General features: G+C 30.7%; 17 protein-coding genes. 12 read left to right on the top strand and 5 right to left on the bottom strand.

The window, feature by feature from the left end:
• Positions 1-34: 34 nt before the first annotated feature.
• The 3 genes from CM240_RS08710 to CM240_RS08700 all read left to right on the top strand — a co-directional run bounded on the left by CM240_RS08710 (position 35) and on the right by CM240_RS08700 (position 4,957).
• A complete protein-coding gene (locus tag CM240_RS08710; RefSeq protein ID WP_044038431.1) occupies positions 35-2,125 on the top strand; it encodes an efflux RND transporter permease subunit in 2,091 nt (696 codons plus the stop codon).
• The gene (locus tag CM240_RS08705; protein WP_044038429.1) at positions 2,126-4,087 is read left to right on the top strand and encodes a hypothetical protein; all 1,962 of its coding nucleotides are present in this window, start codon (positions 2,126-2,128) and stop codon (positions 4,085-4,087) included. It abuts the gene before it with no gap.
• A gap of 135 nt (positions 4,088-4,222) precedes the next feature.
• On the top strand, positions 4,223-4,957 hold the full coding sequence (locus CM240_RS08700; protein WP_044038427.1) for a hypothetical protein: 735 nt from the start codon (positions 4,223-4,225) through the stop codon (positions 4,955-4,957).
• A gap of 138 nt (positions 4,958-5,095) precedes the next feature.
• On the opposite strand, the gene CM240_RS08695 is transcribed toward CM240_RS08700, so the two are convergent.
• The 3 genes from CM240_RS08695 to CM240_RS08685 form a co-directional block, all read right to left on the bottom strand.
• Positions 5,096-6,388 carry an FAD-dependent oxidoreductase gene (locus CM240_RS08695; protein ID WP_044038425.1) on the bottom strand — a complete coding sequence of 431 codons (1,293 nt, stop codon included), beginning with the start codon at positions 6,386-6,388 and terminating at the stop codon, positions 5,096-5,098.
• Positions 6,389-6,406: 18 nt separating this feature from the next.
• Positions 6,407-7,690, bottom strand: coding sequence for an NAD(P)/FAD-dependent oxidoreductase (locus tag CM240_RS08690; RefSeq protein ID WP_044038423.1), 1,284 nt, complete (start codon positions 7,688-7,690; stop codon positions 6,407-6,409).
• Positions 7,691-7,836: 146 nt separating this feature from the next.
• Positions 7,837-8,718, bottom strand: a complete 882-nt coding sequence (locus CM240_RS08685) for a LysR family transcriptional regulator (RefSeq protein ID WP_044038420.1) — start codon at positions 8,716-8,718, stop codon at positions 7,837-7,839.
• A 141-nt stretch (positions 8,719-8,859) separates the two neighbouring features.
• Between CM240_RS08685 and CM240_RS08680 the strand changes: the two genes are divergently transcribed.
• Both CM240_RS08680 and CM240_RS08675 read left to right on the top strand, forming a co-directional pair.
• Complete coding sequence (locus tag CM240_RS08680) at positions 8,860-10,725, top strand: beta-glucoside-specific PTS transporter subunit IIABC (protein WP_044038418.1); 1,866 nt, start codon at positions 8,860-8,862, stop codon at positions 10,723-10,725.
• A 21-nt stretch (positions 10,726-10,746) separates the two neighbouring features.
• Positions 10,747-12,180 (top strand): 6-phospho-beta-glucosidase, encoded by a 1,434-nt coding sequence (locus tag CM240_RS08675; RefSeq protein WP_044038416.1) that lies wholly within the window; start codon positions 10,747-10,749, stop codon positions 12,178-12,180.
• An 85-nt stretch (positions 12,181-12,265) separates the two neighbouring features.
• Here CM240_RS08675 and CM240_RS08670 read toward each other — a convergent pair whose 3' ends face one another.
• Both CM240_RS08670 and CM240_RS08665 read right to left on the bottom strand, forming a co-directional pair.
• Positions 12,266-13,315, bottom strand: a complete 1,050-nt coding sequence (locus CM240_RS08670) for a HAMP domain-containing sensor histidine kinase (protein WP_044038406.1) — start codon at positions 13,313-13,315, stop codon at positions 12,266-12,268.
• On the bottom strand, positions 13,308-13,982 hold the full coding sequence (locus CM240_RS08665) for a response regulator transcription factor (RefSeq protein WP_044038404.1): 675 nt from the start codon (positions 13,980-13,982) through the stop codon (positions 13,308-13,310). Before CM240_RS08665 ends, CM240_RS08670 begins: the two co-directional genes overlap by 8 nt.
• Positions 13,983-14,152: 170 nt before the next feature.
• On the opposite strand from CM240_RS08665, the gene CM240_RS08660 reads away from it, so the two are divergent.
• From CM240_RS08660 to CM240_RS08630, 7 genes are all read left to right on the top strand, one after another.
• Complete coding sequence (locus tag CM240_RS08660; protein WP_044038402.1) at positions 14,153-15,916, top strand: ABC transporter ATP-binding protein; 1,764 nt, start codon at positions 14,153-14,155, stop codon at positions 15,914-15,916.
• Positions 15,916-17,736 carry an ABC transporter ATP-binding protein gene (locus CM240_RS08655; RefSeq protein ID WP_051483772.1) on the top strand — a complete coding sequence of 607 codons (1,821 nt, stop codon included), beginning with the start codon at positions 15,916-15,918 and terminating at the stop codon, positions 17,734-17,736. Before CM240_RS08660 ends, CM240_RS08655 begins: the two co-directional genes overlap by 1 nt.
• A 556-nt stretch (positions 17,737-18,292) precedes the next feature.
• Positions 18,293-20,077, top strand: coding sequence for an adenine deaminase (locus CM240_RS08650; RefSeq protein WP_173400232.1), 1,785 nt, complete (start codon positions 18,293-18,295; stop codon positions 20,075-20,077).
• Positions 20,078-20,094: 17 nt separating this feature from the next.
• A complete protein-coding gene (gene ade / locus CM240_RS08645; protein ID WP_044038399.1) occupies positions 20,095-21,825 on the top strand; it encodes an adenine deaminase in 1,731 nt (576 codons plus the stop codon).
• 26 nt (positions 21,826-21,851) lie between these two features.
• Positions 21,852-23,411, top strand: a complete 1,560-nt coding sequence (locus CM240_RS08640; protein ID WP_044038397.1) for a xanthine/uracil/vitamin C permease — start codon at positions 21,852-21,854, stop codon at positions 23,409-23,411.
• Between the two features lie 279 nt (positions 23,412-23,690).
• The gene (locus CM240_RS08635) at positions 23,691-24,239 is read left to right on the top strand and encodes a hemerythrin domain-containing protein (protein ID WP_044038394.1); all 549 of its coding nucleotides are present in this window, start codon (positions 23,691-23,693) and stop codon (positions 24,237-24,239) included.
• Positions 24,240-24,505: 266 nt separating this feature from the next.
• Complete coding sequence (locus CM240_RS08630; RefSeq protein ID WP_044038392.1) at positions 24,506-26,053, top strand: L-lactate permease; 1,548 nt, start codon at positions 24,506-24,508, stop codon at positions 26,051-26,053.
• Positions 26,054-26,110: the final 57 nt, after the last annotated feature.

The following is a 26,110-nucleotide window of genomic DNA, read 5'->3' as shown; positions in this document are numbered from 1 at the left end:
AATGAAAAGCTGTTAATAAAAAGTAGGTGAATATATGAAAGAAAAGTTTTTTAGGGGAGTTGTAAAACATAAGAAATTTATTGTAATTGGCTTTTTAGTTTTTGCATTAATTTCAATATTGTGTAAACAATTTGTTTCAGTAAATTATGATATGAATTCTTATCTTCCAGATGATACTGCTTCAACAGTTTCAATAGAAGTTATGGAGAAGGAGTTTGGTGGAGGTATACCTAATGCTCGGGTAATGGTGTCTAGGGTTACTATACCTGAAGCAATGGAATTAAAAGATAAAATAAAAAATATCGATGGTGTTGATGATGTAACTTGGTTAGATGATGTAGCTGACATTACTATTCCTATCGATACTTTAGATAAAGATACAGTTACTACTTACTACAAAGATAGTAATGCTTTATTTTCAGTTACTATAAATGAAGATAAAACAATGGAGGCAGTAGAGGACATAAGAACTTTAATTGGCGATAATAATGCTATGTCAGGTTCAGCGGTAGATACAGCTATAGCAACAGAATCTACAACAGATGAAATTAAAATGATTGTTCTTATTGCTGTACCTTTTACATTATTAGTTTTAATACTTACTACAACATCATGGTTTGAACCTATTATTTTACTTGTTTCTATAGGTATTGCAATCGTAATTAATGCAGGAACAAACTTGATTTTTGGTGAAATTTCTTTTGTAACTAATGCAGCTGGTAATATACTGCAACTAGCAGTTTCTCTTGATTATTCAGTATTTTTATTACACAGGTATAAAGAAATAAAAGGGGAAGGATTAGAACCAGAGGAAGCTATGATTCAAGCATTATGTAAGTCAACTTCATCAATTTTATCAAGTGGAGTTACTACAGTAATAGGATTCTTAGCATTAGCAGTTATGAAATTTAAGATAGGTCCAGACCTTGGTTTAGCTTTAGCTAAAGGAATAGCATTAAGTCTTATAACAGTATTTATTTTTGCGCCAGGTGTGATTTTATATTGTAGCAAGTTAATAGATAAAACAGAGCATAGAAGTTTTATGCCATCATTTGATGGTGTTGGAAAACTAGTAAAAAGACTTATTATGCCTTCTGTGATTTTATTTGCAGTTATAATTGTACCGTCATATCTAGCGTCTATAAATAATGATTATTATTATGGATCATCTAAGATATTTGGATTAGAAACTAAATTGGGACAAGATACAAAAAATATTGAAGATGAATTTGGAAAATCAAACAACTATGTTTTAATGGTTCCAAGAGGTGATTTTGACACAGAAGAAAATCTTTCTAATGAATTGAAAAGTATTAAAGAAGTAACTTCCATTGTATCTTATGTGGACAAAGCGGGAGCAGAAGTTCCAATGGAATATGTTGATGAAGATATATTATCAAAATTAATTAGTGATAATTATAGCAGAATGATAATTAACGTTAAAACAGATTATGAAGGTAAAGAAGCTTTTAGTGTAGTAGAAAAAATTCGTTCTATAGCTAAAGAATATTATGGAGATAAGTATTATCTAGCAGGACAGACTGTAAGTACTTATGATTTGATGGATACAATAACAGAAGATATGATTAGTGTAAATCTATTATCAATTGGCGCTGTATTTATAGTATTAGTAATATCTATGAGATCAATATCTATACCGGCGATTCTTGTATTAGCAATAGAAACGGCAATATGGTTTAATTTATCAATACCATATTATACAGAAACACCGCTGTTTTATATTTCTTATTTGATTATTAGTTCAATTCAACTTGGAGCAACGGTAGATTATGCAATTTTAATGACAGAAAGATATATTGATTTTAGAAAAGAATTTCATAAACAAGAGGCGATAAAGAAGACAGTTTCAGTAGTAATGGTATCTATTCTTACATCAGGAACTGTTATGACAGGGGTTGGGTTCTTTTTAGGATATGTATCAAGTCATGGCGTTTTATCTCAATTAGGAATGTTGCTTGGAAGAGGAACAATATGCTCTTTGGCAATTGTTGTCTTTGTTGTACCAGGATTATTATATATTCTTGATAGTTTTATTTTAAGAAAAAAGAAAGTGGTATTTTCTAAGAAAGAAGATATTAATTTAGAGGTAGAGGAAGTGATATAGATGAATAAAAATAGTAAGTGGTTAAAAACAGTAACAGCAACATCTATGATGTCTGTATTTATAATTTCAAGTATGATACCAACAGTGGTTCAAGGGTCTCAGTTATCTACTGCAAAAGAAGAAGTGGTATATGTGAATTTAGATTCTAATGGAGATTTGATTGGAACTTATGTAGTAAATATTTTCAATGATAGCGATATAGTAGATTATGGTAATTACAGTGAAGTAAGAAATATGAATACTAATGATGAAATTAAATATGATTCAGGCGTAGTAAATATTAAAAATTCTAAGGATAAGTTATATTATGAAGGTGTTATAGAAAATGCAGAAATACCTTGGGATATTGATATAACTTATAAAATGGATGGTAAGGAATATTCTGCAAAGGACATTGCAGGACGTAGTGGGAAACTTACTATGGAAATCAAAATATCTGAAAACAAAAAGGCTACAGAAGGATTTTTTGATAATTATGCATTACAAGCAACAGTACAATTAGATGGAAAGAAATGCAAAAATATAAAAAGTGATGATGCAACAGTGGCTAATGTTGGAGAACTTAAACAACTTACTTATACAATAATGCCAGGTAACGAAAAGGATATTAATATAACAGCTGATGTAAAAGATTTTGAGGTAGGCAATATTGCTATTAATGGAGTAAAACTTAATCTAGGTATTAATAAAGATAGCATTGATACTAGTAACCTTACAAGTGAAATAGAAAAATTACAATCAGCAGTAAAAGAGGTTGATAACGGTGCTAATAATTTAAATAATGGAGCTGGAAAACTTGAAAGTGGAGCAATAAAATTGGATGATGGAATAGAAACGATAAATGAAGCATTAAAAACTTTAAACGGAAAATCTTCATCTTTAAATGAAGGATCTAGTGAAGTGAAAAGTGCACTACAAACAATTGAAACATCATTAAGTAAGGTAAATACTTCTTCTGAGGAACTTACCAAGTTAAGCGCCGCATCTGGGCAAATAAAAGATGGCATTTCAAAACTTGTTACTGGGCTAGAAACTGTAGATAATTCTATAACTGATTATTATAATGGTTTATCAGCAGCAGGATTAAAGGATACAAATGAATTTGTAAATAATCATAACAATGCTATTGCAGCATTAGCAATAACAAATACACAAAGGTCACTTTATGAAGCATATATTGCTAGTGGAATAAATGGTGTACAATCTCAAGTAGCGACATTAGCGGCATCAGGAGATAAAGAAGCAATAGAACTTTTAAATAAGTATACTGCTGGAGATACTAATGCTATAGTAGATTATATTACAAATGCAGGAAAGATAATATCTATAGAAACGCTTCTAAAGGCAGATATTTCATATATTCAAGGTAGCAATAAATTAATAAGTGGTATAGATGCTGCACTAGATAAAGAAAGTGGAGAACTTATGAAAGGAGCAAATGCTCTTAAAGCAAACTATGAGATTTTTGATAAAAGTATTCAAAATCTTGTAGCATCCTTAAGTGACCTTATGGTAAATATGAATCAATTAAAGAATGGTATTAGTTTACTTAATGAAAACTATAGTGCTTTAGATTCAGGAACTAAGGAGTATACCAATGCTGTAAATACAATAACTTTAGGATATCAATCAATATGCGCGGGAGCAAATGAATTAGTAAAAGGAACATCTGAATTATATAGTGGGACTAAAACAATGGTATCTGGAACTGGAGAATTTGTAGAAGAAACAAATGGATTACAAAGTAATGTAGATAATGAAATTGACTCAATGTTAAAAAACTTTACAGGATCAGACTCAGAAATTAAATCATTTGTATGTGATAAAAATACAAATGTTAACTCAGTGCAATTTGTAATTCAAGCAGAGGGAGTAGAAAAAGAAACTGTTGAAGTAGAAGAAAGTAAAGAAACAGAAAAGCTAAATATATGGCAAAAGTTCTTAAGACTATTTAAGTTATAGTAGTTTTATATAGAAGAGATAGGATTCAATTGATTTTGAATCCTATCTTTTATTATTCTAAAGAAAAGTAATGATAGTATAAAAAATGAATATAGTATTATATACAATTATTATTTTTGAAGTGGGAGAGAGGATATGAGAAAAACAGATAATGAAAATATTTTCGATATTAATAAGAAGATTATTGAGCATCATATTAATAGGGGAATGGATTTACTGACTTCTAAGTATAATCTTAAAGAAATTGAAACTGGAAAATTTGCTAATATACAAATACAAGATATCATTTATAACATTAAGCAGTATAATATTAATGGTGTGGGAAATCTTTTGGTAATGGACTCTAAAGATTCAGCTAAACTTCAAATGGTTTCATTTGTAATCACCCCATATTATAAATTATTACCTTTATTTTCTACTGATTATATATACATGCAGGAAAAACGAAGTTTTCTAATCGAATATTATGATTTAGTACCAGAAAAAGATGAGGTGTATTTAAGTTATATGAATAGATTTAGATGCCTTAAAGCAGAACATAATAAGCTAGAGGATATGATACTTAAAAAATGTTGGTATGATTCATTAAAGCCAGTATGTACAGCTAAAAATACAGATAAATCTAAGGATTTAGAGATATCGTCTATGTTTGTAGATAATTTAAATTTATTTATTGAAATGGAGATAAATAGTAAGTTATTAACAATAGAAGAAAGAAAGTTGAAATGGGAAATTACACAGAAATATACCGATGGATTAGTGGATAATGGAGGTGTATCTACAAATGTATTTAAGGCGATTATGGGCAGTGAGGTAACTAAGGAGTTTTTTAACAAGGTGTTTTTTGGAACAAGCAGGGAATTAAATTAATTGTAGAGTAAAGAATAAGGATGATGTGCATGAGATGAGAAAATAAAAAGATTATTTTTCCATCTCATATTTTTATAGAAAATCATAGTAGCATTTTAATGTAGGTACTGAAAGTATATTTCCATGAATAACATGGTATCAGTTAAGTTTTCCTTCCTGGTTCAATTTATCTATATTTTTTATCTTTTCAAATAAAGCCGGTTTTTCACTTTGAATTTGATCTTTGTGTGATAAAATTGCTTTCCATATATTTTTAGGAACTTCGAATTGACTAAAGTTTCCACAAATTGATGTGCCTTCAAGCAAAGAAAACATATAGTCAAGTTCTTCATCGGAGTATTTTGGCCTCATTGCTAAACTACTATATAGATTAACAAATTCAAGAGGGTTAGTATGGTTGAAATTAAATGATTTATTCCACCAGCTAGTATATTTCTCAAAACCATTTATGCCTATAAGTTCATCATTTATGGCATTAGCTGCATGGTAGCCACACATTAATGCTCCTTGAACAATAACCTCCACATGAGCTGCGCTATCACCAATTGCAAGTACATTACCAATGTATGGTTTTTGAAGTGAATCATAAGATTTAAGAGAACACCCTCTTCTTTCTATGACATGAGCGTTAGTAAAGTGATATTTCATTGGACTATCTTTAATAAATTTTTCAAAAAGAACATCAGGTCTTAAATTTCTAGTACCCATAATGGTAAGTTCAATAGCATCATTACCTTCAATAGCAGATTCTATAATTACTTCTGCAAAAGGGTGATATTTACTGCCATAAAATTGATTCCAACTTTGTGGTTCAAATCCAGTGGCACCTTCTATGATGCAACTAAATACAAAAGGTGTTCCGTGGAGAACTCGTCCTTTATTAAGGCCAAATAATCCAGTTAACTTTGCATTAGCACCCTCAGCAATAACCAATTTTTTTGCTAAAATAGAGGAAGTTTTTTTATGATTTCTGATGTCTATTCTAACATGATCACCTAAGTCTTTTCCTCTATATGCAACAGTTTCTAATAATAACTTTACACCCAATTTCTCGCAATCTCGCCATAAATCCGCAAGGAGATGTCCTTTATCAAACTTTATAGCAAATGGTCTATGATCTGGATGTGATAAATGCAATTTATGTCCGCTTGGAGAGTGATGATAGTTGTTAATAATATTTAATAAACGGCCAGTGTAATTGATATAAAATCTGTTCTTTGTAAATATTATTTTGTTATCTTCTATTTTAATAGTTTCATTTTCATATCCTTCATCTGTAACAAATTGAGCAGAGCATGCTCTTTTTATATGTGTAATATCTTTTTTTAGTTCAATGATTGTTACTTTTAAGCCTAATTCTGCTGCTCTTTTTGCAGTCATTAGTCCTGCTGGTCCGGCACCAATTACAATTAAATCAATGATATTTTTCATATTACAGTACTCCTTAAATTAATTCTTAAATGTATCTGTCAATGTCATAGTATTCATTTTCTTTATTTTTTCATATATAATTGGTCTTTCACTTTTAATTTTGTCTTTATGCAATAAAATTTCATCCCAAATAAGTTTTGGAGTCTTATATTGACTGTAGGTACCTTCCAATATTTTATTTTCGATAAGGGCAAAAAGATAATCAAGTTCATCATCAGTATAGGTTGGTACCAGGGCATAACCTTGTGATACTAGAAGGTATTCATCACTATTAAATTCAAAAGCTGACTTCCACCAATTAGTATAAGTTTCAAAACCATTTTTACCTTTAAGTTCTTTAAATATTGCATTAGCTGCATGATATCCACACATCAATGCACCTTGGACTTCAACTTCAACAAAAGCAGCACTATCACCAATTATAAGAATGTTACCACTATAAGGTGTTTTAAGTGATGAGAAAGCTTTTACAGCACAACCTTGCTTATCTATTAATTTGGTATTTTCAAAATTCTTTTTAAGTGGACTGTAGTTAATAACATTTTCATAAATTGAATCTGGTTTTGCATTTGCAGAACCTGAAATTGTTAGTTCAAAAGTATTATTTCCATATAAGCTAGGTCCTATAATTACTGGCGCATTAGAGAAAAATGTTTTTCCATAAAAAAGATTCCAACTATTAGGTTCAATTCCGTATACGTCTTCAAGTATATATTTTGAAACAAGAGCTGTAGCAAAATTAGTTCTGCTTTTATTTAAACCAAATAGACCAGTCAAACGTGCATTTGCACCTTCAGCAATGACAACTTTTTTAGCATTCAAAGTATAGGTATTAGTTCCTTTAAGATTTATGCTTACATAGTCACCTTTATCAGATCCACCACATGCTAAAGTTGACATTCTAACATCAACGCCTAAAGCTACACATTCATTACATAAATCATCAAGAAGTTTTCGTTTATCAAACTTTACAGCAAATGCTTTTTGGCCGGGAAGAGCAAAATGAATTTTATGACCTTTTGGAGAGTTATAATATTTATTTTTAATTTGAACTAGATTTCCAGTATAATTAACTTCAAAATTATTTTTTGTAAATAATATCTTTCCATTTTCTAATTTAATAAATTCTTTCTCATATCCATTATCAAGAATAAATTGAGCAGAACATGCTCTTCGTAATTGTTGGAAGTTCTTATTTTTTTCAATAAGTGTAACTTTTAACCCTAATTCAGCTGCAGTTTTTGCAGTCATAAGTCCTGCTGGTCCTCCTCCAATAACTAATAAATCAATAATATTATTCATAAATTTCAACACCTCACTTTACTTATAGTATATTTTACCTTAAAAGTAAATATAATCCAATAATTATTATAATTTAATTTATATATAAATTATTTAATAAAGAAGCACATTATCTAGTACTTCTTAATAGTTTAGAAAGTATAGTATTAGTTATTTTTATGAAACTCTCTAATAATTTCTAACAAATCTATCAAAAATGAATCTAAAAATAAATCTTTTCTATAAATTAAATTAATAGTTTCTCTAGGAGCATAGTCAGAAATAGGTATTGCTTTAAAATTAATATTATCTATAGATTTCAAAAATGACTTTGGCAATATACTTATATTATTTGATTTCTCAACTAAGGTAATACATGAAGTTAAATTAGCTACTTGAATAATTGGTGTACATATATGATTAATTAAACTGAAGGATTTATCAATATTTTTTCTTGAAGCTGAAGATTTAGGTAACAATACAATAGGTTCAGATATTAAATCTTTTAGCTTTATTGATTCATAATTTGAAAGTTTAGATTTTAATGGTACAGTAGCAAGATATGGATCTACATTTAAAACTTCTGAATGTATTGAAGAATCTTCTATAGAGGAATAGATAATTCCTAAATCTAACTTACCATTTTTAACGTCGTCAACTATAGTTTTACTACTATGTTCTTCCATAGTCAATAAAATATTTTTGTGTAGCTTGTTAAAGTTTGAGCATGGAACCAATATTAAGTGACATCCTGAAGCGCCAATCTTTATTTGTGTTCTTGATTTTCCAGCATAGTTTTTTATATCGGATTTTGTTTGTTCAATATCAAAGAATATTTTATATGCATGGTCTTGGAGTATTTTACCTTCCTCAGTTAAAGCAGTTTTTTTAGAAACGTATTTAAAAAGTTTAGCACCCATAATATCCTCTAGTAATTTTATTTGATTGCTTAATGTTGGCTGCGATATATGTAGACGTTCTGCTGCTCTTGTATAATGTAACTCTTCAGAAAGTACAAGAAAATAATTTAATAATCTAAGTTCTAACAAAATAATACCCCCTAATCAATTATAGATATAAACTATAAATATCATATTTAATATAGTATTGATGAATATATAATAAACGATTACAATTGAATTGTAAACAATATCATAAGCAAAAGATAAAACTTTCAAGGAGGATAGGGAATGAGTTATAGGGAGTTGGCAGTAGAAATTATAAAAAATGTTGGAGGAAAAGAAAACGTTCTATCATTAACTAATTGTGCTACAAGATTAAGATTTAATCTTAAAGATGATAGCAAAGCTAATACTGATGTATTGAAAAATACAAAAGGTGTTATGGGGGTCGTGAACAAAGGAGGACAATATCAAGTTATTATAGGTAGTGATGTTGCCAACGTATGTAAAGAAATAAATGAAGTTGCTAATTTACAAGATAATACAGCAGCTTCAGAAGAAGATAATAAAAATGCGGTAGTAAAGGTGCTTGATACAATAGCAGGTATATTTACACCAATTATTCCAGCGATAACTGGTGCCGGAATGTTAAAAGCTGTTATGGCTTTATTAGTAAGTTTTAAGGTTATAAGTACAAGTAGTCAGACATATTCTATTTTGAACTTTATGGCAGATGCAGCATTTTACTTTTTACCATTTTTACTTGCTAATTCTGCAGCAAAGAAATTTAAGTGTAATGCTTATATGGCAATGACATTGGCAGCAGTATTACTTCATCCTAATTTTGCAGCTATGGTAGATGTAGCAAAAACAACAGGAGAAGGAATTAGTTTTTTAGGTATTCCTGTTACAATTGCAACATATTCTTCATCTGTTATTCCAATAATTTTAGGTGTATGGTTAATGTCTTTTGTTGAGCCATTAGCAGATAAAGTTTCACCAAAAGCAATAAAGTTTTTTACAAAACCATTAATTACATTAGTTATTACTGGACTAGCTACTTTAATAGTATTAGGACCTCTTGGAAATATATGTGGTAACGGAATTTCATTAGGTATCGAATTTTTAAATAAATATGCAAATTGGTTAGTACCATTTATCGTAGGTACATTCTCACCATTATTAGTAATGACAGGTATGCATTATGGATTAATTCCAATTGGTATAAATAATATAGCTACAGCTGGCTTTGATACAGTAGTAGGACCTGGTATGCTTGGATCTAATATTGCTCAAGGTGCAGCAGCTCTTGCAGTAGCTTGTAAGACAAAAAATTCAGAACTTAAGCAATTAGCAACTTCAGCAGGTATTACAGGAGTTTGTGGTATTACTGAACCAGCTATGTATGGTGTTACATTAAAATTAAAAAGACCATTAATTGGCGTTATGATTGGTGGAGGAGTATCAGGATTATTTTTAGGAATTTTTGGGGTAGGTAGATATACTTCAGGTTCACCAGGACTTTTAGCTCTTCCAGGATATATAGGTACTGATGGTTTTAGAAATATAATATTTGCTTGCATTGGAGCCGCTATTGCATTTGTAGTTTCATTCTTAGTAACATATTTTGTTGGATTTGAAGATGTAGTAGATGAAAAGAAAAAAGAAGAAAAAACTTTAGATATTAATACTAAGGATACAACAATATATGCTCCAATAAACGGGAAGTGTGTTGAATTAAGTGAAGTTAATGATCCAATGTTTGCAGATGGTATGATGGGAGATGGTGTTGCTATAATACCACAGAACGGAAGAGTAGTTGCACCAACAGATGGAGTGATTTCAGCTATATTTGACACAAAACATGCTCTTGGAATTAAATCAAATGATGGAGCAGAGATTTTAATTCATATAGGAATAGATACTGTAAATTTAAAAGGAAAATATTTTAATGCAAAGGTTAAAGCAGGGGATTCTATTAAAAAAGGAGATTTATTAGTAGAGTTTGATATCGATTCAATAAAGAAAGCAGGATATGAGGTTATTACACCTATTATAATAACTAATAGGGGAGATTATTCAGATATAATAGGTGGAGAAAAAGTTGGATTAAAAGTAAAAGAAAACGATAAATTAATGAGACTTATTAAGTAGTACATTTTGGAGGGTATACATATGAAATTAGGTTTTTTAGAAAAATTTTTATGGGGTGGAGCATTAGCTGCAAATCAATGCGAAGGTGGTTATAGAGAAGGAGGGAAAGGGTTAACAACAGTTGACCTTTGTCCATCAGGTCAAAATAGATTAGATGTTATGAAAGGAAACATCGCTGAATTAAAAATTAATGATGATGAGTTTTATCCTTCCCATGAAGCAATAGATTTTTATCATAAATATAAAGAAGATATAGCATTATTTGCAGAAATGGGGTTTAAATGTCTTAGAATATCTATAGCATGGTCAAGAATTTTTCCAAATGGAGATGAAGAAATACCAAATGAAGAAGGACTAAAGTTCTATGATTCTATGTTTGATGAAATGATCAAACATGATATTGAGCCAGTAGTTACAATATGTCATTTTGATACTCCTATTGGAATAATAGAAAAATTTGGTGGGTGGAAGAATAGAAAATTTGTAGATTTCTATTTAAACTACTGTAAAGTAATCTTTGATAGATATAAGGGGAAAGTTAGATATTGGATGACTTTTAATGAAATAAATATGATATTACATTTACCATTCTTAGGAGCTGGAGTTAGATTTGAAGATGGAGATAATAAACTTCAAGTTATGTATCAATCAGCTCACCATGAATTAGTGGCAAGTGCTTTAGCTACGAAACTTGCCCATGAAATAATGCCAGATTCTATGGTAGGATGTATGCTTGCAGCAGGAGAGTTTTATCCATATTCATGTAATCCAAAGGATGTAATGGAAGCAAAAAGAAAAGAGAGGGAAAATCTTTTATTTATAGATGTTCAATCAAGAGGAGAATATCCAGGATATGCTAAGAGATTTTTCAGAGAAAATAATATTGAAATAGTGATGGAATCAGGAGATGAAGAAATCCTAAAAGGGAATACCGTTGATTTTATAGGATTTAGCTATTATTCAAGTAGATGTGCATCAGTAGATCCAGAAGTATTAAATGGAAAAACTTCAGGAAATGCATTTAAATCTGTAAGAAACCCATATTTAAATGTTTCGGAATGGGGATGGCAAATAGATCCAGAAGGGTTAAGAATAACTTGCAATAGTCTTCATGATAGATATCAAAAACCTCTATTCATTGTTGAAAATGGACTAGGTGCAAATGATATAGTAGAAGAAGATGGTTCAATAAATGATGACTATAGAATCCAATACTTAAGAGGGCATATAGAAGCTATGAAAGAAGCTATCTTAGATGGTGTAAATATAATAGGTTATACACCTTGGGGATGTATAGATATTGTTTCAGCATCTACAGGAGAGATGAAGAAACGTTATGGATTTATATATGTAGATAAAGATAATGAAGGTAATGGAACTTTAGAAAGAAGAAAGAAAAAAAGTTTTGAATGGTATAAAGAAGTTATTAAATCTAACGGTGAAAATCTAGTTTAAATCAGGGTAAATGTGTAATTAAAGAAACCTGTTGCAAGTATAAACTAAAAAGTTTGTTTTGCAACAGGTCTTTATATTTATAAAATTAATTATAATTTTTTGGCAATGAAACAATAAAAGTACTACCTTTATTAACAGCACTTTTCACAGTAATTGTACCATTATATAAATCAATTATCCTTTTGACAAGAGCTAATCCTAGACCATTTCCATCTATAGTATGGGTTTTGTCACCTTGATAGAACTTATCAAAAATATATTGTTGAGTTTCTTTAGACATGCCTATGCCTGTGTCTGATATGGTAATACATATATATTCGTTATGTTCTTTTACTGAAGCAGTAATAGTACCTCCATTTGAAGTGAATTTTATTGCATTTTCTAATAGATTTAGCCATACTTGCATTAGTAGTTTTTCGTTACCATAGTAGCTGCACATGTCAAAATCTAAATTAATATCTATATTTTTAGAGCACCACTTATTTTCTAAAATCAGCAAAGCTTGCCTTATTTGTTCATCAAGATTAAAATGAACTGACTCTGGTAATATTTCCTGAGTTTCTAATTTGGATAGAGTAAGGATATTTCCTGTAAGCGATGAAAGTTGTTTAGAACTTTCTATTATAATCTTACTATATTCAATACGTTCTTCCTCTGTAATATTTGGTGATTGCAATAATGTAGCATAACCTTCTATTGATGAAAGAGGAGTTTTGAACTCATGAGACACATTAACTATAAAATCATTTCTTAAGGTTTCAATACTATTTAATTCTCTAACCATCTTGTTAAAGGAAATATACATATCTCGTATTTCTTCTTTATGCACTGATTCATCTAAGTGAATAGAAAAATCACCTTTAGCGACTTTTTCAGCAGATTCTATAATTTTATTTATAGGTTTAATAAAATTATGAATCATTAATCCTATAAAGATGGTGAAGAATAAACCTATTAAAATACTTATAACAATTATTAATGTAAATCCCATAGAAGGAGATGGAAGAGAATCTTGTTTTGCATATATAAAAATTATTATCAATGTTGTTATATAAGTAATAGTAAATGTTATAAAAACATTAATGATAAAAGGAAACCATAATTTCAAAAGTTTTATATAGTGATTTTTATTCATTTTTTATTACCTTATATCCAAGACCTCTTACGGTAACAATTTCAAAATCAGGATTATTACCGAAATGTCTTCTTAATCTATTTATATGCACATCGATAGTTTGAGAATCAGAAGGACTATCTATTCCCCATATCTCATTCATAATTTGATTTCTAGTGAAAATTTTATTGGGATATGATATTAATTTATATAATAAATAGAATTCCTTTTGTGGTAAAACAATTACCTCTCCATTTCTTGTGACACTTAAAGAATCATAATCTAATAATGTTTCACCTATGGTTTGTTGTCTATCGTGAACTATTTTAGATCTTCGTAATAATGCATCAACTCTTAAAATCATTTCATTTACATCAATAGGTTTAACCATATAATCATCAATACCAATTAAGAAACTTTTCTCTTTTGATGGAAAATCATCTTTAGCTGTAATCATTAAAATAGGAATATCAGAATTTATTTCACGAAGGGATTTTGTGAATTCATATCCATCCATATTAGGCATCATTATATCTGAAATAACTAAGTCAATATGTTTATTTTCTAATACATCAAAGGCTTCAACACCATCAAAGGCTTTTAATGGATTAAAACCATTTTTAGAAAGTACAGTACAAAATAATTGACATATTTTTTTATCATCTTCTACAACTAATATGTTTACCATAGAATCACTCCTTTATATAAGATTATAATATCTGAAAAGAATATATAAAATATGATTTTATTAAATTTGGAAAAGTTCATCTTCAGTTCATCTTCAGTTAAGGTTAGGTTAATTTAATTGAAATATAGTATTTGTATAAATAGATCTAGTTTTGAGAGGAGAATATGTAGGTGTTAAAAATATTAAAGTATTTTGAGAAAAAAGATTGGATATTTGTAGTATTTGCTTTTATATTTATAGTTACTCAAGTATGGCTTGACTTAAAGTTACCAGATTATATGTCAGAAATAACAATGCTTGTTCAAACGAAGGATAGTAGTCTTCATGATATTTTTGTGTCTGGTGGATACATGATGTTGTGTGCTTTAGGTAGTCTTGTTGCAGCATTTGTCACAGGATATTTTACCGCCGCAGTTGCAGCTAATCTATCATGGAAGCTTCGTGGTCTTTTATATAAAAAGGTTGAAAATTTTTCAAAAGCTGAGATAAATAAATTCTCAACTTCAAGTTTAATTACTCGTTCAACAAATGATATAACTCAAATACAGACATTAGTTGCTATGGGGCTTCAAATGCTTATAAAAGCACCAATTACAGCAGTATGGGCTATATGCAAGATATTAGGAAAAGATTTTCAATGGACAATGGCTACTGCTGGGGCAGTAATAGTGTTAATTATTATAATTGCATTTGTTTTTATTTTTGCAGTTCCTAAATCAAAGAAAATGCAAAAATTAACTGATAATTTAAATAGTGTTACAAGAGAAAATTTAAGTGGGATACGTGTTGTACGTGCTTATAATGCAGAGAAGTATCAAAGTAAAAAATTTGAAAAGGCTAATTCAGACTTAACTAATACTAACTTAATTGTAAATAGAGTTATGGCAATAATTCAACCTGGAATGACAATGATTATGAGTGGACTAACACTAGCTATATATTGGATTGGAGCAGGATTAATAAATGGTGCTGATATGCAAGACAAAATGGTGTTATTTAGTGATATGGTAGTATTTTCATCATATTCAATGCAAATAATAATGGCATTTATGATGTTAACGATAACTTTTTCAATGATGCCAAGAGCAATTGTAGCAGTAAATCGTATTAGAGAGGTACTTGAAACTAAAGAAAGTATAGTAGATGGAATTGGTTTAACTCCATGTGATGGTGTAGAAGGTGAAATTGAGTTTAAAAATGTAAGCTTTAAATATTGCGATTCTGATGAATCAGATTATGCAATTAGAGATATAAGCTTTAAAGCTAAAAAGGGAGAGACTGTAGCATTTATAGGAGCTACAGGTAGTGGGAAAACAACATTAGTTAACTTGATACCAAGATTTTATGATGTTACAGAAGGTGAAGTTTTGGTAGATGGTATTAATGTTAAAGATTATAGTCAAAAGGAGCTTCATAATCGTTTAGGATATGTATCACAAAAGGCTATATTATTTAGCGGAACTATTTCGTCAAATGTTGCATACGGAAGTAACGGTAAAGGGGAATATTCGGAAGAAGATGTTAGGAAAGCTATAGAAATAGCGCAGGGAATTGAATTTGTTGAAAAGATGGACAATACCTACAATGCGATGATAGCACAAGGTGGAACTAATGTATCTGGTGGTCAAAAACAAAGAATTTCAATTGCTAGAGCAGTATGTAGAAAACCAGAAATATATATATTTGATGATTCTTTCTCAGCTCTTGATTATAAAACAGATAGAGTTTTACGTTCAGTATTAAAAAAGGAGACATCAGGAGTAACCACTTTGATTGTAGCTCAAAGAATTGGAACAATTATTGATGCTGATAAAATAATTGTTTTAGATGAAGGGGAAATGGTGGGAATGGGAACACATAAAGAATTAATGGAAAATTGCAAAATTTATAAAGAAATAGCATATTCTCAACTTTCAAAGGAGGAATTAGCTTAATGAGGAAAAATAATGATAATAATCATAAAGGTTTTGCACAAGGACCAGAGGCTATGGCTGCCGTAGGAGAAAGACCTAAAGAATTTAGAAAGACTTGGGGGAAACTTATAGGATATAGTAAGCAGTATTGGGGTGTAATTATATTAGCTTTTATATTAGCTATTTTAGGTGCGGTAATTACTGTTGTCAGTCCAGATAAATTAAGTGAGATAACAGATATAATCACTGAAGGATTAATAACAGGAATTGATATGGAGAGCATAACTAATATAGGTGGTATATTAGCAGCGTTATATTTATTAAGTTTTGTATTTAGTTATTTACAAGGTTTTATAATGGCAACAGTGACACAAAAGATTACTAAAAGTCTTAGAAGTGATATCTCAAATAAAATTAATAAGTTACCTTTACGATATTTTGATAGAACTACAATAGGAGATGTGTTAAGCCGTGTTTCAAATGATGTAGATACGATAAGTCAATCTTTAAATCAAAGTGTAGGAACTCTAGTCAGTGGTATAGCAGTATTTTTAGGTTCATTAATAATGATGTTTATAACAGATGTAACTTTAAGTATAACAGCTATAGTTTCTACTATTATTGGATTTGTACTTATGATGATTATTATAGGGAAATCTCAAAAATATTTTATAGAGTTACAAGAAAATCTTGGTGCTGTCAATGGTCATATTGAAGAGGTTTATTCAGGGCAAACTATAATAAAAGTATATAATGCAGAAGAGAAAGTAAGCAGGGAATTTTCTAATATAAATGGTAAGTTAAGAACTAGTGTATGGAAATCTCAATTTTTATCAGGGATAATGATGCCTCTTATGATGTTCATAGGGAACTTTTCATATGTGGCAGTTTGTATAGTAGGCGGGGTATTAGCTTTTGATGGGAAAATATCTTTTGGAGTAATTGTAGCGTTTATGGTTTATGTTAGATTATTTACACAGCCACTATCTCAATTTGCTCAAGCAGCCACTAGTTTACAATCAACTGCAGCAGCTAGTGAGCGTGTATTTGACTTTTTATCAGAAGTAGAAATGGATGATGAAAGTCATAAAGTTAAAAAGCTAACTACCGTTAAGGGGAATGTAGAATTTAATCATGTGAAATTTGGATATAATAAAGATAGAGTTATAATTAAAGATTTTTCTGTAAAAGTAAAGGCTGGTCAGAAGGTAGCTATAGTAGGACCTACCGGGGCAGGGAAAACAACAATTGTAAATTTATTAATGAGGTTTTATGATGTAAATAGTGGAGAAATAAAAATAGAAGGGGTACCGATACAAGAATTAACCAGAGAAAATGTCCATGACTTATTCTGCATGGTGCTTCAAGATACATGGTTATTTGAAGGAACAATTAAAGAAAATATTGTTTATAGTAAAAATAATGTTTCAGATGCCACTGTAGTGGCTGCATGTAAAGCTGTTGGTATAGATCATTTTATACGTACATTACCACAGGGATATGATACTGTATTAAATGATAATACCAATCTTTCAGCGGGGCAAAAGCAATTAATTACTATTGCAAGGGCAATGGTAGAAGATGCTCCGTTATTAATATTAGATGAAGCAACAAGTTCAGTAGATACTCGTACTGAAACTTTAATACAAAGTGCTATGGATAAATTAATGGTGGGAAGAACATCATTTGTTATTGCTCATAGACTTTCTACAATTAAAAATGCTGACATCATTCTAGTAATGAAGGATGGAGATATAATAGAAAGTGGAAATCATGATAAGCTTCTTAAAGATGGTGGTTTCTATGCAGATTTATATAATAGTCAGTTTGAAAAGGCATAAAAGTGAATAGAAGAGGAAAAAATAAAGCAATATTACTTTTAATTGCCTATAGAAGAATAAATTAATTAAGTAAGAAATGCTTATAGAAGGCGGTAAATACTATGTCATAGTTGATAAGGTATTTATCGCTTTTTTTAAGGAGATAAATATATGGATAATAAATGAATAAGTTGTGAATAATAAGGAAAATTGAATATTGTATTCCTTGAAATAATATGTTAGAATACACTCGAGAAGAAAAACACGAATAATAAATGAAAAAAATAAATTAATTATCGTGTGAGATGAAGTGAAAAAGAAATAATCTGTAATAATAACACTATTTTAGTTGAAAAATAGAGGGCATAACCTAAGGAAAATTAAATTATATTCTTGATGATGCAAAAAATACGAACAATTACAACAAAGTAGGGGAAGTACAAGATTTAATTTAAACTTCACTTTATTATTAAATTTTAATCCATTAAATTCGTCTAGATACAAACTGCAGGACGGGAAACCTGGTTCACTAGAGATAGTCGGTGTATCTTAAACTTTATTTATTGGAGGAAATATAATGAAACAAACAGTGACTAATTTAAAACAACTTATTCGCGCAGGAAGGGGGATTATACCAGCTCATACTGTTATATTAAATGGTACTTTAGTAAATGTTATGACTAGTGAAGTTTACAAAGCTGATGTTGCAATTTATGAAGATACAATTGTAGCAGTAGGAGATGTAACAGATTATATAGGTGATGAAACAAAAACAATCAATGCAGAAGGAAAGTTTTTAGTTCCAGGACTTATTGATGGTCATATTCATAGCGAATGTAGTAAGCTTAGTATAACAAGTTATGCAAAAGCTGTAGTACCTTGTGGAACAACAAGTATGATATCTGGACTTGATGAATATATATCAGTTTCTGGTTTAGAAGGATTACAAGAAGTATTTGATGAAATTAAGTTAAGCCCACTTAAAGTATTTTGGGGTGCTCCTTATAAAACACCATATACTTTCCCACAATCTACAGTAGCATTTAACTTTACTAAAGAAGTTCATGAAAATGTTCAAAAGTGGACAGAATGCTTTGGAGTATGGGAAACAGTTCGTGAGTATGTAACTGAAGAAGATGAAGATACATTAGGTGCAATAGCAGAAGCTGCTAAAAATCGTCTTCCTATCTTTGGTTGTGCACCAATGGCAAGAGGTAAAGAGTTAAATGGATATCTTTGTGCTGGTATAAGACTAGATCATGAAAGTTATGATCATGAAGAAGTAGTTGAAAAGATGCGTAAAGGAATGCATATGTTAATTCGTGAATCATCTGTAACACACTTCTTAAAAGAAAATATAAGAGCAGTAACAGAAGTAAATCCAGCTCTTGCACGTCGTGTAAGTTTCTGTACTGATGATGTAACTGCAGGAGATGTTTTAGAAAAAGGTCATTTAGATAATTTAGTGCGTTTAGCTATTAAAGAAGGTGTAGAGCCAATGGTAGCAATTCAAATGGCTACTATAAATAGTGCAGAGGCTTATAGAATTGATCATTTAGTAGGATCAATCTCACCAGGAAGAATAGCAGATATTCTTTTAGTAGATGGGATAGAAACATTTAACGTAGAGACAGTTATTACAAATGGTAAATTAGTAGCTAAAGATGGTAAGTTAGCTTACGAACTTAAAGCTCCAAAAAGAAGTGCTGTTTTAACTAGTGAATTAAAGTGTGCAAAAACTACTAAAGAAGATTTTGAATATAGGGTAGAAATCGAAAATGGTAAAGCAAAAGTTCTTTCAATGGATGTAAAGGGACCTTTCGTTAGAAAGAGAAGAGATGTAGTGCTTGAGGTTAAAGACGGAATTGTTCAACCTGATACTGAGCAAGATGTATTAATGGTATCAGTTTTAGAACGTTTTGGACGTAATGGAAATAAATCCTTAGCTTTCTGTTCAGGATGGAAGCTTAAGAAAGGAGCAATGGCTTCATCTGCAGCACCAGATGATAACAACATAATAGTAATGGGAGCTAGTGCAGAAGATATGTCTATTGCAGTAAACCACTTAATTGAAAATGGCGGAGGCCAGGTAGTAGTTGCCGATGGTGAAGTTATTGAATTCTTACCACTACCAGTTGGAGGAATTGCTAGTGACTTAGAACCAGAAGAAATTGCTCGTTTAGATAAGATGATAAATAAAGCAGCTAATGATTTAGGTTGTGATTTACCAGAACCATTAATGTATATGTTCTTCTTACCTATCACAGCAATACCAGACTATGCTATCACAGATGTTGGACCAGTAGATTGTATTGCTTTAAATACATTTAATCCAATTCTTGAACTTATTGAAAATAAGTAATAAAAGGCGGGAAGGTTATGGAAAAGAAAGAACTTAAAAAGTTAATAGATATATCAGCAGGCAGAATTCCTGCTGATGTAGTTATAAAAAATTGTAAGGTTGTTGATGTCTATACTGGAAATATTATCGAAGGCGATATTGCTATATCTGATAACTTAATAGCAGGTGTAGGAACTTATGAAGGTAAAGAAGTAATTGATGGTAAGGGTAAGTATGCTGCTCCTGGTTTTATTGATAGCCATATACATATAGAATCATCATATTTAAGACCAGAGGAGTTAGGAAGGCTTATAGTTCCGCATGGTACAACAACTATAATTGCTGATCCTCATGAAATTGCTAATGTATGTGGATTTAAAGGCATAGATTATATGTCAAAGGCATCAGAAGGAACTGCTTTAGATATAAAATTAATGTTACCATCTTGTGTTCCAGCTACACCACTTGAACATTCTGGAGCTAGAATAGATGCAAAAGACATGATAGATATTATGAAAAGCGATAAAATTCATGGCTTAGGCGAGTTTATGAATTTTCCTGGAGTTGTTGGAGCTGATGATGAAGTTCTAGAAAAGTTATTAGTAGCTAAAAATGAAGGAAAAGTTATTGATGGTCATAGTCCAGGATTAGTAGGAAATGATCTTAATGCTTACGCAGCAGCAAATATTAAAACAGATCATGAATGTTCAACAGTAGAAGAGATGAATGATAGAATTTCTCGTGGTTTATATGTTATGCTACGTCAAGGATCTGCTTGTCATAACCTTAGAACTTTAGCTAAAGGTGTTACAGCATTTAATAGTAAGCGTTGTTTACTTTGTGCAGATGATATGCAACCAAAAACTATTTTAAGTATAGGTCATTTAGACAATAGTTTAAGAATCTGTGTAGAAGAAAACATCGATCCTATAATAGCTATTCAGATGGCAACATTAAATGCAGCAGAATGTTATGGACTTGAAGATAGAGGTGCAATTGCACCAGGATTAAGAGCAGACATTGTTCTTTTTGACAACTTAAAAGACTTTAATGTTGATAATGTTTTTATAGCTGGAAAAGAAGTAGCTGCTGCTGGTGAATATAAACTTCCAATATCTTATTATGATATTAGCGATACAATAGGAAGTTTTCATGTAAAAGATTTTTGTAAAGAAAAACTTAAATTAACTATAAATTCTGAAAAGGCTAATGTTATAAACATTTTACCTGGAGGAGTAGTTACAAGTAAAGAAGTAGCAACTATAAGTCGTGATGAAAACAATGAATTTATTTATGATTCTAATAAAGATATTGTTAAGGTTGCAGTAGTTGAACGTCATCAAAATACAGGTAATGTAGCAGTAGCTTTATTAAAGGGGTATGGAATAAAAGAAGGAGCTATAGCACTTTCAGTAGCCCATGACTCTCACAATATAATAGTAGTTGGTGTAAATGATGATGATATGGCATTTGCAGTAGAAGAACTTATAAATCAAGGCGGAGGATTTGTGGTTGCTAAGGATAAAGTAGTACTTGAAAGTATGGCTATGCCAATAGGTGGACTTATGAGCGATAAAAGTGGGGAATGGGTAGATAATAAACTTAAAAATATACACAAAGTAGCTCACGAAATTCTTAAAGTAAGTAATGATGTGGAACCTGTAATGACACTTTGCTTTATGTCACTTGCAGTTATTCCAGAATTAAAGATTACAGATATGGGACTATTTGATGTTACAAAATTCCAGTTTATATCAATAGAAGCGTAATCATGACAGCTTAGGAGGGACAAAATATGAATAAAATTAAGATTCCGTTTTTTACAAAAGGAGATATAGGTGGATTAACGTATATACTTACAAATAATATAGTTAACTATCTTATTGTTATAGCAACATTATCAGGAGTTTTAGCATGGCCAGATGAAATAGTTTATGGTCGTGTTATCCCTGGTATGTCTATTGGACTTTTATTAAGTGGTTTATACTATGCATATATGGCACATAAACTAGGTAAAAAAGAAGGAAGAACAGATGTAACAGCATTACCTTCAGGTGTATCTACACCAGCAATGTTTGTTATTTTATACGGGGTTATAATGCCACTACACTATGCTTTAGGTGATCCTGAACTTACATGGTCAGCAGCAGTAGCAGCTTGCTTTATCGGTGGACTTGTAGAATTCATCGGTGGATTTATTGGACCTTGGATGAAAAAAAGAATCCCACGTGCAGCTCTTTTAGGAACTGTTGCAGGTATCGGATTTATATGGATGGCTACTCAAGGTGTATTTGATGTATTTAGTGATCCAGTTATAGGTCTACCTATTTTATTAGTAGCTATGGTAGGTGTTTTTGGAGGATATATATTTAAAAAGAAATTCCCACCATTAGTTATAGCTATTGTAGGCGGAATAATTTATGCATTATTACTTGGACGTACAGAAGTAGATTTTTCAGGTATAGGCTTTTATTTTCCAAATCCAGTTAATTCAATTCAATCTCTTATAAATGGATTTGCAATTGTATTACCATATTTAACAATTATAATTCCAATTGAGATTTATAACTTTATTGAAACTATGGACAATGTTGAAGCAGCTAATGCAGCTGGTGATAATTACAGCATTAGAGAAGCTCAATTTGCAGATGGTATTTGTACAATGATTGCTGCAACATTTGGTGGTGTTGTACCAAATACAGTTTGGCTTGGACATGCTGGTCTTAAGAAATCAGGTGCAGGAATAGGATATTCATGTATTGGTGGAATTTTATTAGGTATTGCCGGGATATTTGGATTATTTACATTCTTTAGTAAACTAGTTCCTCCAGCTATAGCAGCTGTAACTTACTTATGGTGTGCTGTTGTTATGGTATCGCAAGCATTTAAAGATTGTAAGGCAAAGCATTATGCAGCAATTGGGGTAGCGATGATCCCACCAGTTGCCGATTATCTATTTACTCAAATTACAGGAGCTGTAGGTTATGCTGATGTTTGGACAGAAGTATTACCTTCAGGTATTGAAGGATATGGCACTGAAGTATCACAATACCTTATCGATCATGGAGTAATGTGGAGAGGTGTAGCAGAAGTTAAACCTGGTGCAATAATAATAGGTATTATTTTAGGCACTATAACAGCATTTATTATTGATAAGAGGTTAGATAAAGTTGCTATAACAGCATTAATAGCAGCAGTTCTTTCACTATTCGGATTTATCCATAGTGCATCATTAGGAGTATATCCCAAATCTCAATTTATGATAGGATATTTAATTGTTGCAGTACTTTGTTACATTCTTCATTTAGGACATGGAAAATGGTTTGATGCTCCAGATGATTATGAATATGTATAGATAAAAAGGTATATAAGTAATATGTAATTTATGGGGGCTATATTAAAAGTAAATTGATATAGGTATTAAAAAGAGGCTGTCGCATTAACAAATGAAGATTTGTGGGCGAAGCCTCCTTTTTTAATTGGCAATTCACGATTCACAATTTACAATTAATAGGGTTCTATAATTTTTTCATTGATTATCTTCTAATTTTGTAACAAAAGATACATAATTAGTATTAGTCTTATAGTATAATAAATAAAAATAAGTTTACAAAAGAAAAAAGGTGGGAACAACATGAGGGCAATTGAAATAATGATGGAAGAACATAGATATATAGAGAGAATGCTAAAGGTGATAAGAAAAATTTGTTATAAAATATTACAATGTGAAGAAATTAATTATGATGATTTTGATAAAGTTATTGAATTTATTAAAAATTATGCCGATGGGCATCATCATAATAAAGAGGAAATATTCCTATTTAATAAGATGGTAGAGAAATTAGGAAGTACAGGTGAAGTTATAATAAAGAATGGAATGTTAGTAGAACATGATCTTGGAAGAGGTTATGTAAAAGAACTTATTGAAGGGTTAGAAAAAGTAAAAGCTGGAGATGAAGAAGCTAAGTTAGATATAATTGCAGCAGCTATTTCGTATACACATCTTTTGGAAAAACACATCGATAAAGAAGATAATGTTATATATAAATTTGCAATAAGAGAATTAGATGATTCAATCTTAAAAGAAATTGAGTTACAATGCATTGAATATGAAACTACAAATGGAGATATAAGAAAAAAGAACATAGAAATATTGGAAAACTTAGAAGCAAAATTGCTATAATAATGCTTAATGTTATAAACTAAAGGACTGATGCATAATAACGCATCAGTCCTTCAAAATTTTATTAATTAAATTCAGTAGCATTTATTTAGAATTTATATTCAAGATACGATAATATATTTTTATACAAATGGAATATATAATAACTGTTTTTCAAAAATAATCTTTTTTATAGAAAAAAATGGTGGTATAATAAGAAAATGTGTGGAAAAAATCGACACTCCTGCCGGTTTTAAATATTTTGAAAAACAAAGGAGAATTATATCATGAATGAAGTAATTATGTTCTTTCTTGCTATTTTGCCAATTATATGGCTTGTAATAGCACTTACTGGTTTGAAGATGCCAGGTCATGTAGCATGTCCTATTACTCTCGTGATTTCTGCAGTTCTTGCAGCGGTAGTATGGCACATGGATTCTGTTAATTTACTTACTGCAGGCTTGGAAGGTATCGTAATGGCATTATGGCCGATTTCCCTAGTTATCATAGCTGCCATTTTCACTTACAATCTATGCCTTCATACAGGAGCTATGGATGTTATTAAGCGTATGCTTACTACTGTATCTTGCGATAAACGTATTTTAGTTTTAATTATCGCTTGGGGATTTGGTGGCTTCATGGAAGGTATGGCAGGGTTCGGAACTGCTGTTGCAATTCCAGCTGGTATTCTTTGTGGATTAGGATTTGAGCCAGTATTCGCTGCAGTTGTTTGTTTGATTGCTAACTCTACTCCAACTGCTTTTGGTTCAATTGGTATCCCAACTATTACTTTGGCTAATATTACAGGTCTTGATGTAATGAAAGTTGCTTTTGCCACTACTGTACAAATAGCACCATTAGTTGTATTAACACCATTTCTTATGGTAATTCTTACTGGTAAATCTGTTAAAGCATTAAAAGGGGTATGGGGCATTACTCTTGCTAGTGGACTTGCCTTCTCAATTCCTCAAATGTTAGCAGCTAAGTTCATGGGTGCTGAGTTAGCTAATATTTTGGGTTCAATTTGTGCCATGGCAATTATAATTTTAATTAGCAAGTTTAGTAAGAAAGAAGTACCTGATGAATACAAGATGGAGCTTCCTGAGGAAATGACTAGTGTAAAAACTACAGCCAAAGAGGGCCTTCGTGCATGGAGTCCATTCATCTTAATTTTTATACTATTAGTTGTTACATCTAAGGCTATTCCAGTTGTTCATGACACTTTAGGCGCTGTAAAGACTTCTGTCCGTATTTATCAAGGAGAAGGTGGATCAGACACAGTGTTTAGTTGGATTGTAACACCGGGTATTTTAATTTTCTTAGCTGCTATTATTGGAGGTAAGATTCAAAAAGCTTCCTTTAAGGAAATCGGTTGCGTATTTGTTGATAGTGTTAAACAAATGGCGAAGACCGTTCTTACCATCGCTTCTATCATGGCTGCTGCCAAGATTATGAGTTATAGTGGAATGATTGGTGAAATTGCTACTGTATTTGTTGCTATTACTGGAAGTTTCTATCCATTTGTTGCGCCATTGATTGGTTCAATTGGAAGTTTTGTTACTGGAAGCGGTACTTCTTCAAGTGTACTATTTGGAGGATTGCAATTACAGACAGCGCAAACACTAAACATGGACCCAACATGGCTTTGTGCTGCTAACTCTGTAGGAGCTGATGCTGGTAAGATGATTTCACCACAAAGTATTGCCATTGCTATTGCTGCCATTAACAAACCAGGTTTAGAAGGTAAAATTATGTCTAAATCCATTCGTTATTATTTATTATTTATTGTGTTAATGGGTATTATTTGCTATACAGGGTTAATGCTATTCTGTTAGAAGATTTTTTTGTACAAGAAGCGATATTGTTTTTCATAAGAAACCTGTTTTTTTCTA

Source organism: Clostridium bornimense, assembly GCF_000577895.1.
Classification (GTDB): domain Bacteria; phylum Bacillota; class Clostridia; order Clostridiales; family Clostridiaceae; genus Clostridium_AN; species Clostridium_AN bornimense.
This window is presented reverse-complemented; position numbering and strand designations above follow the sequence as displayed.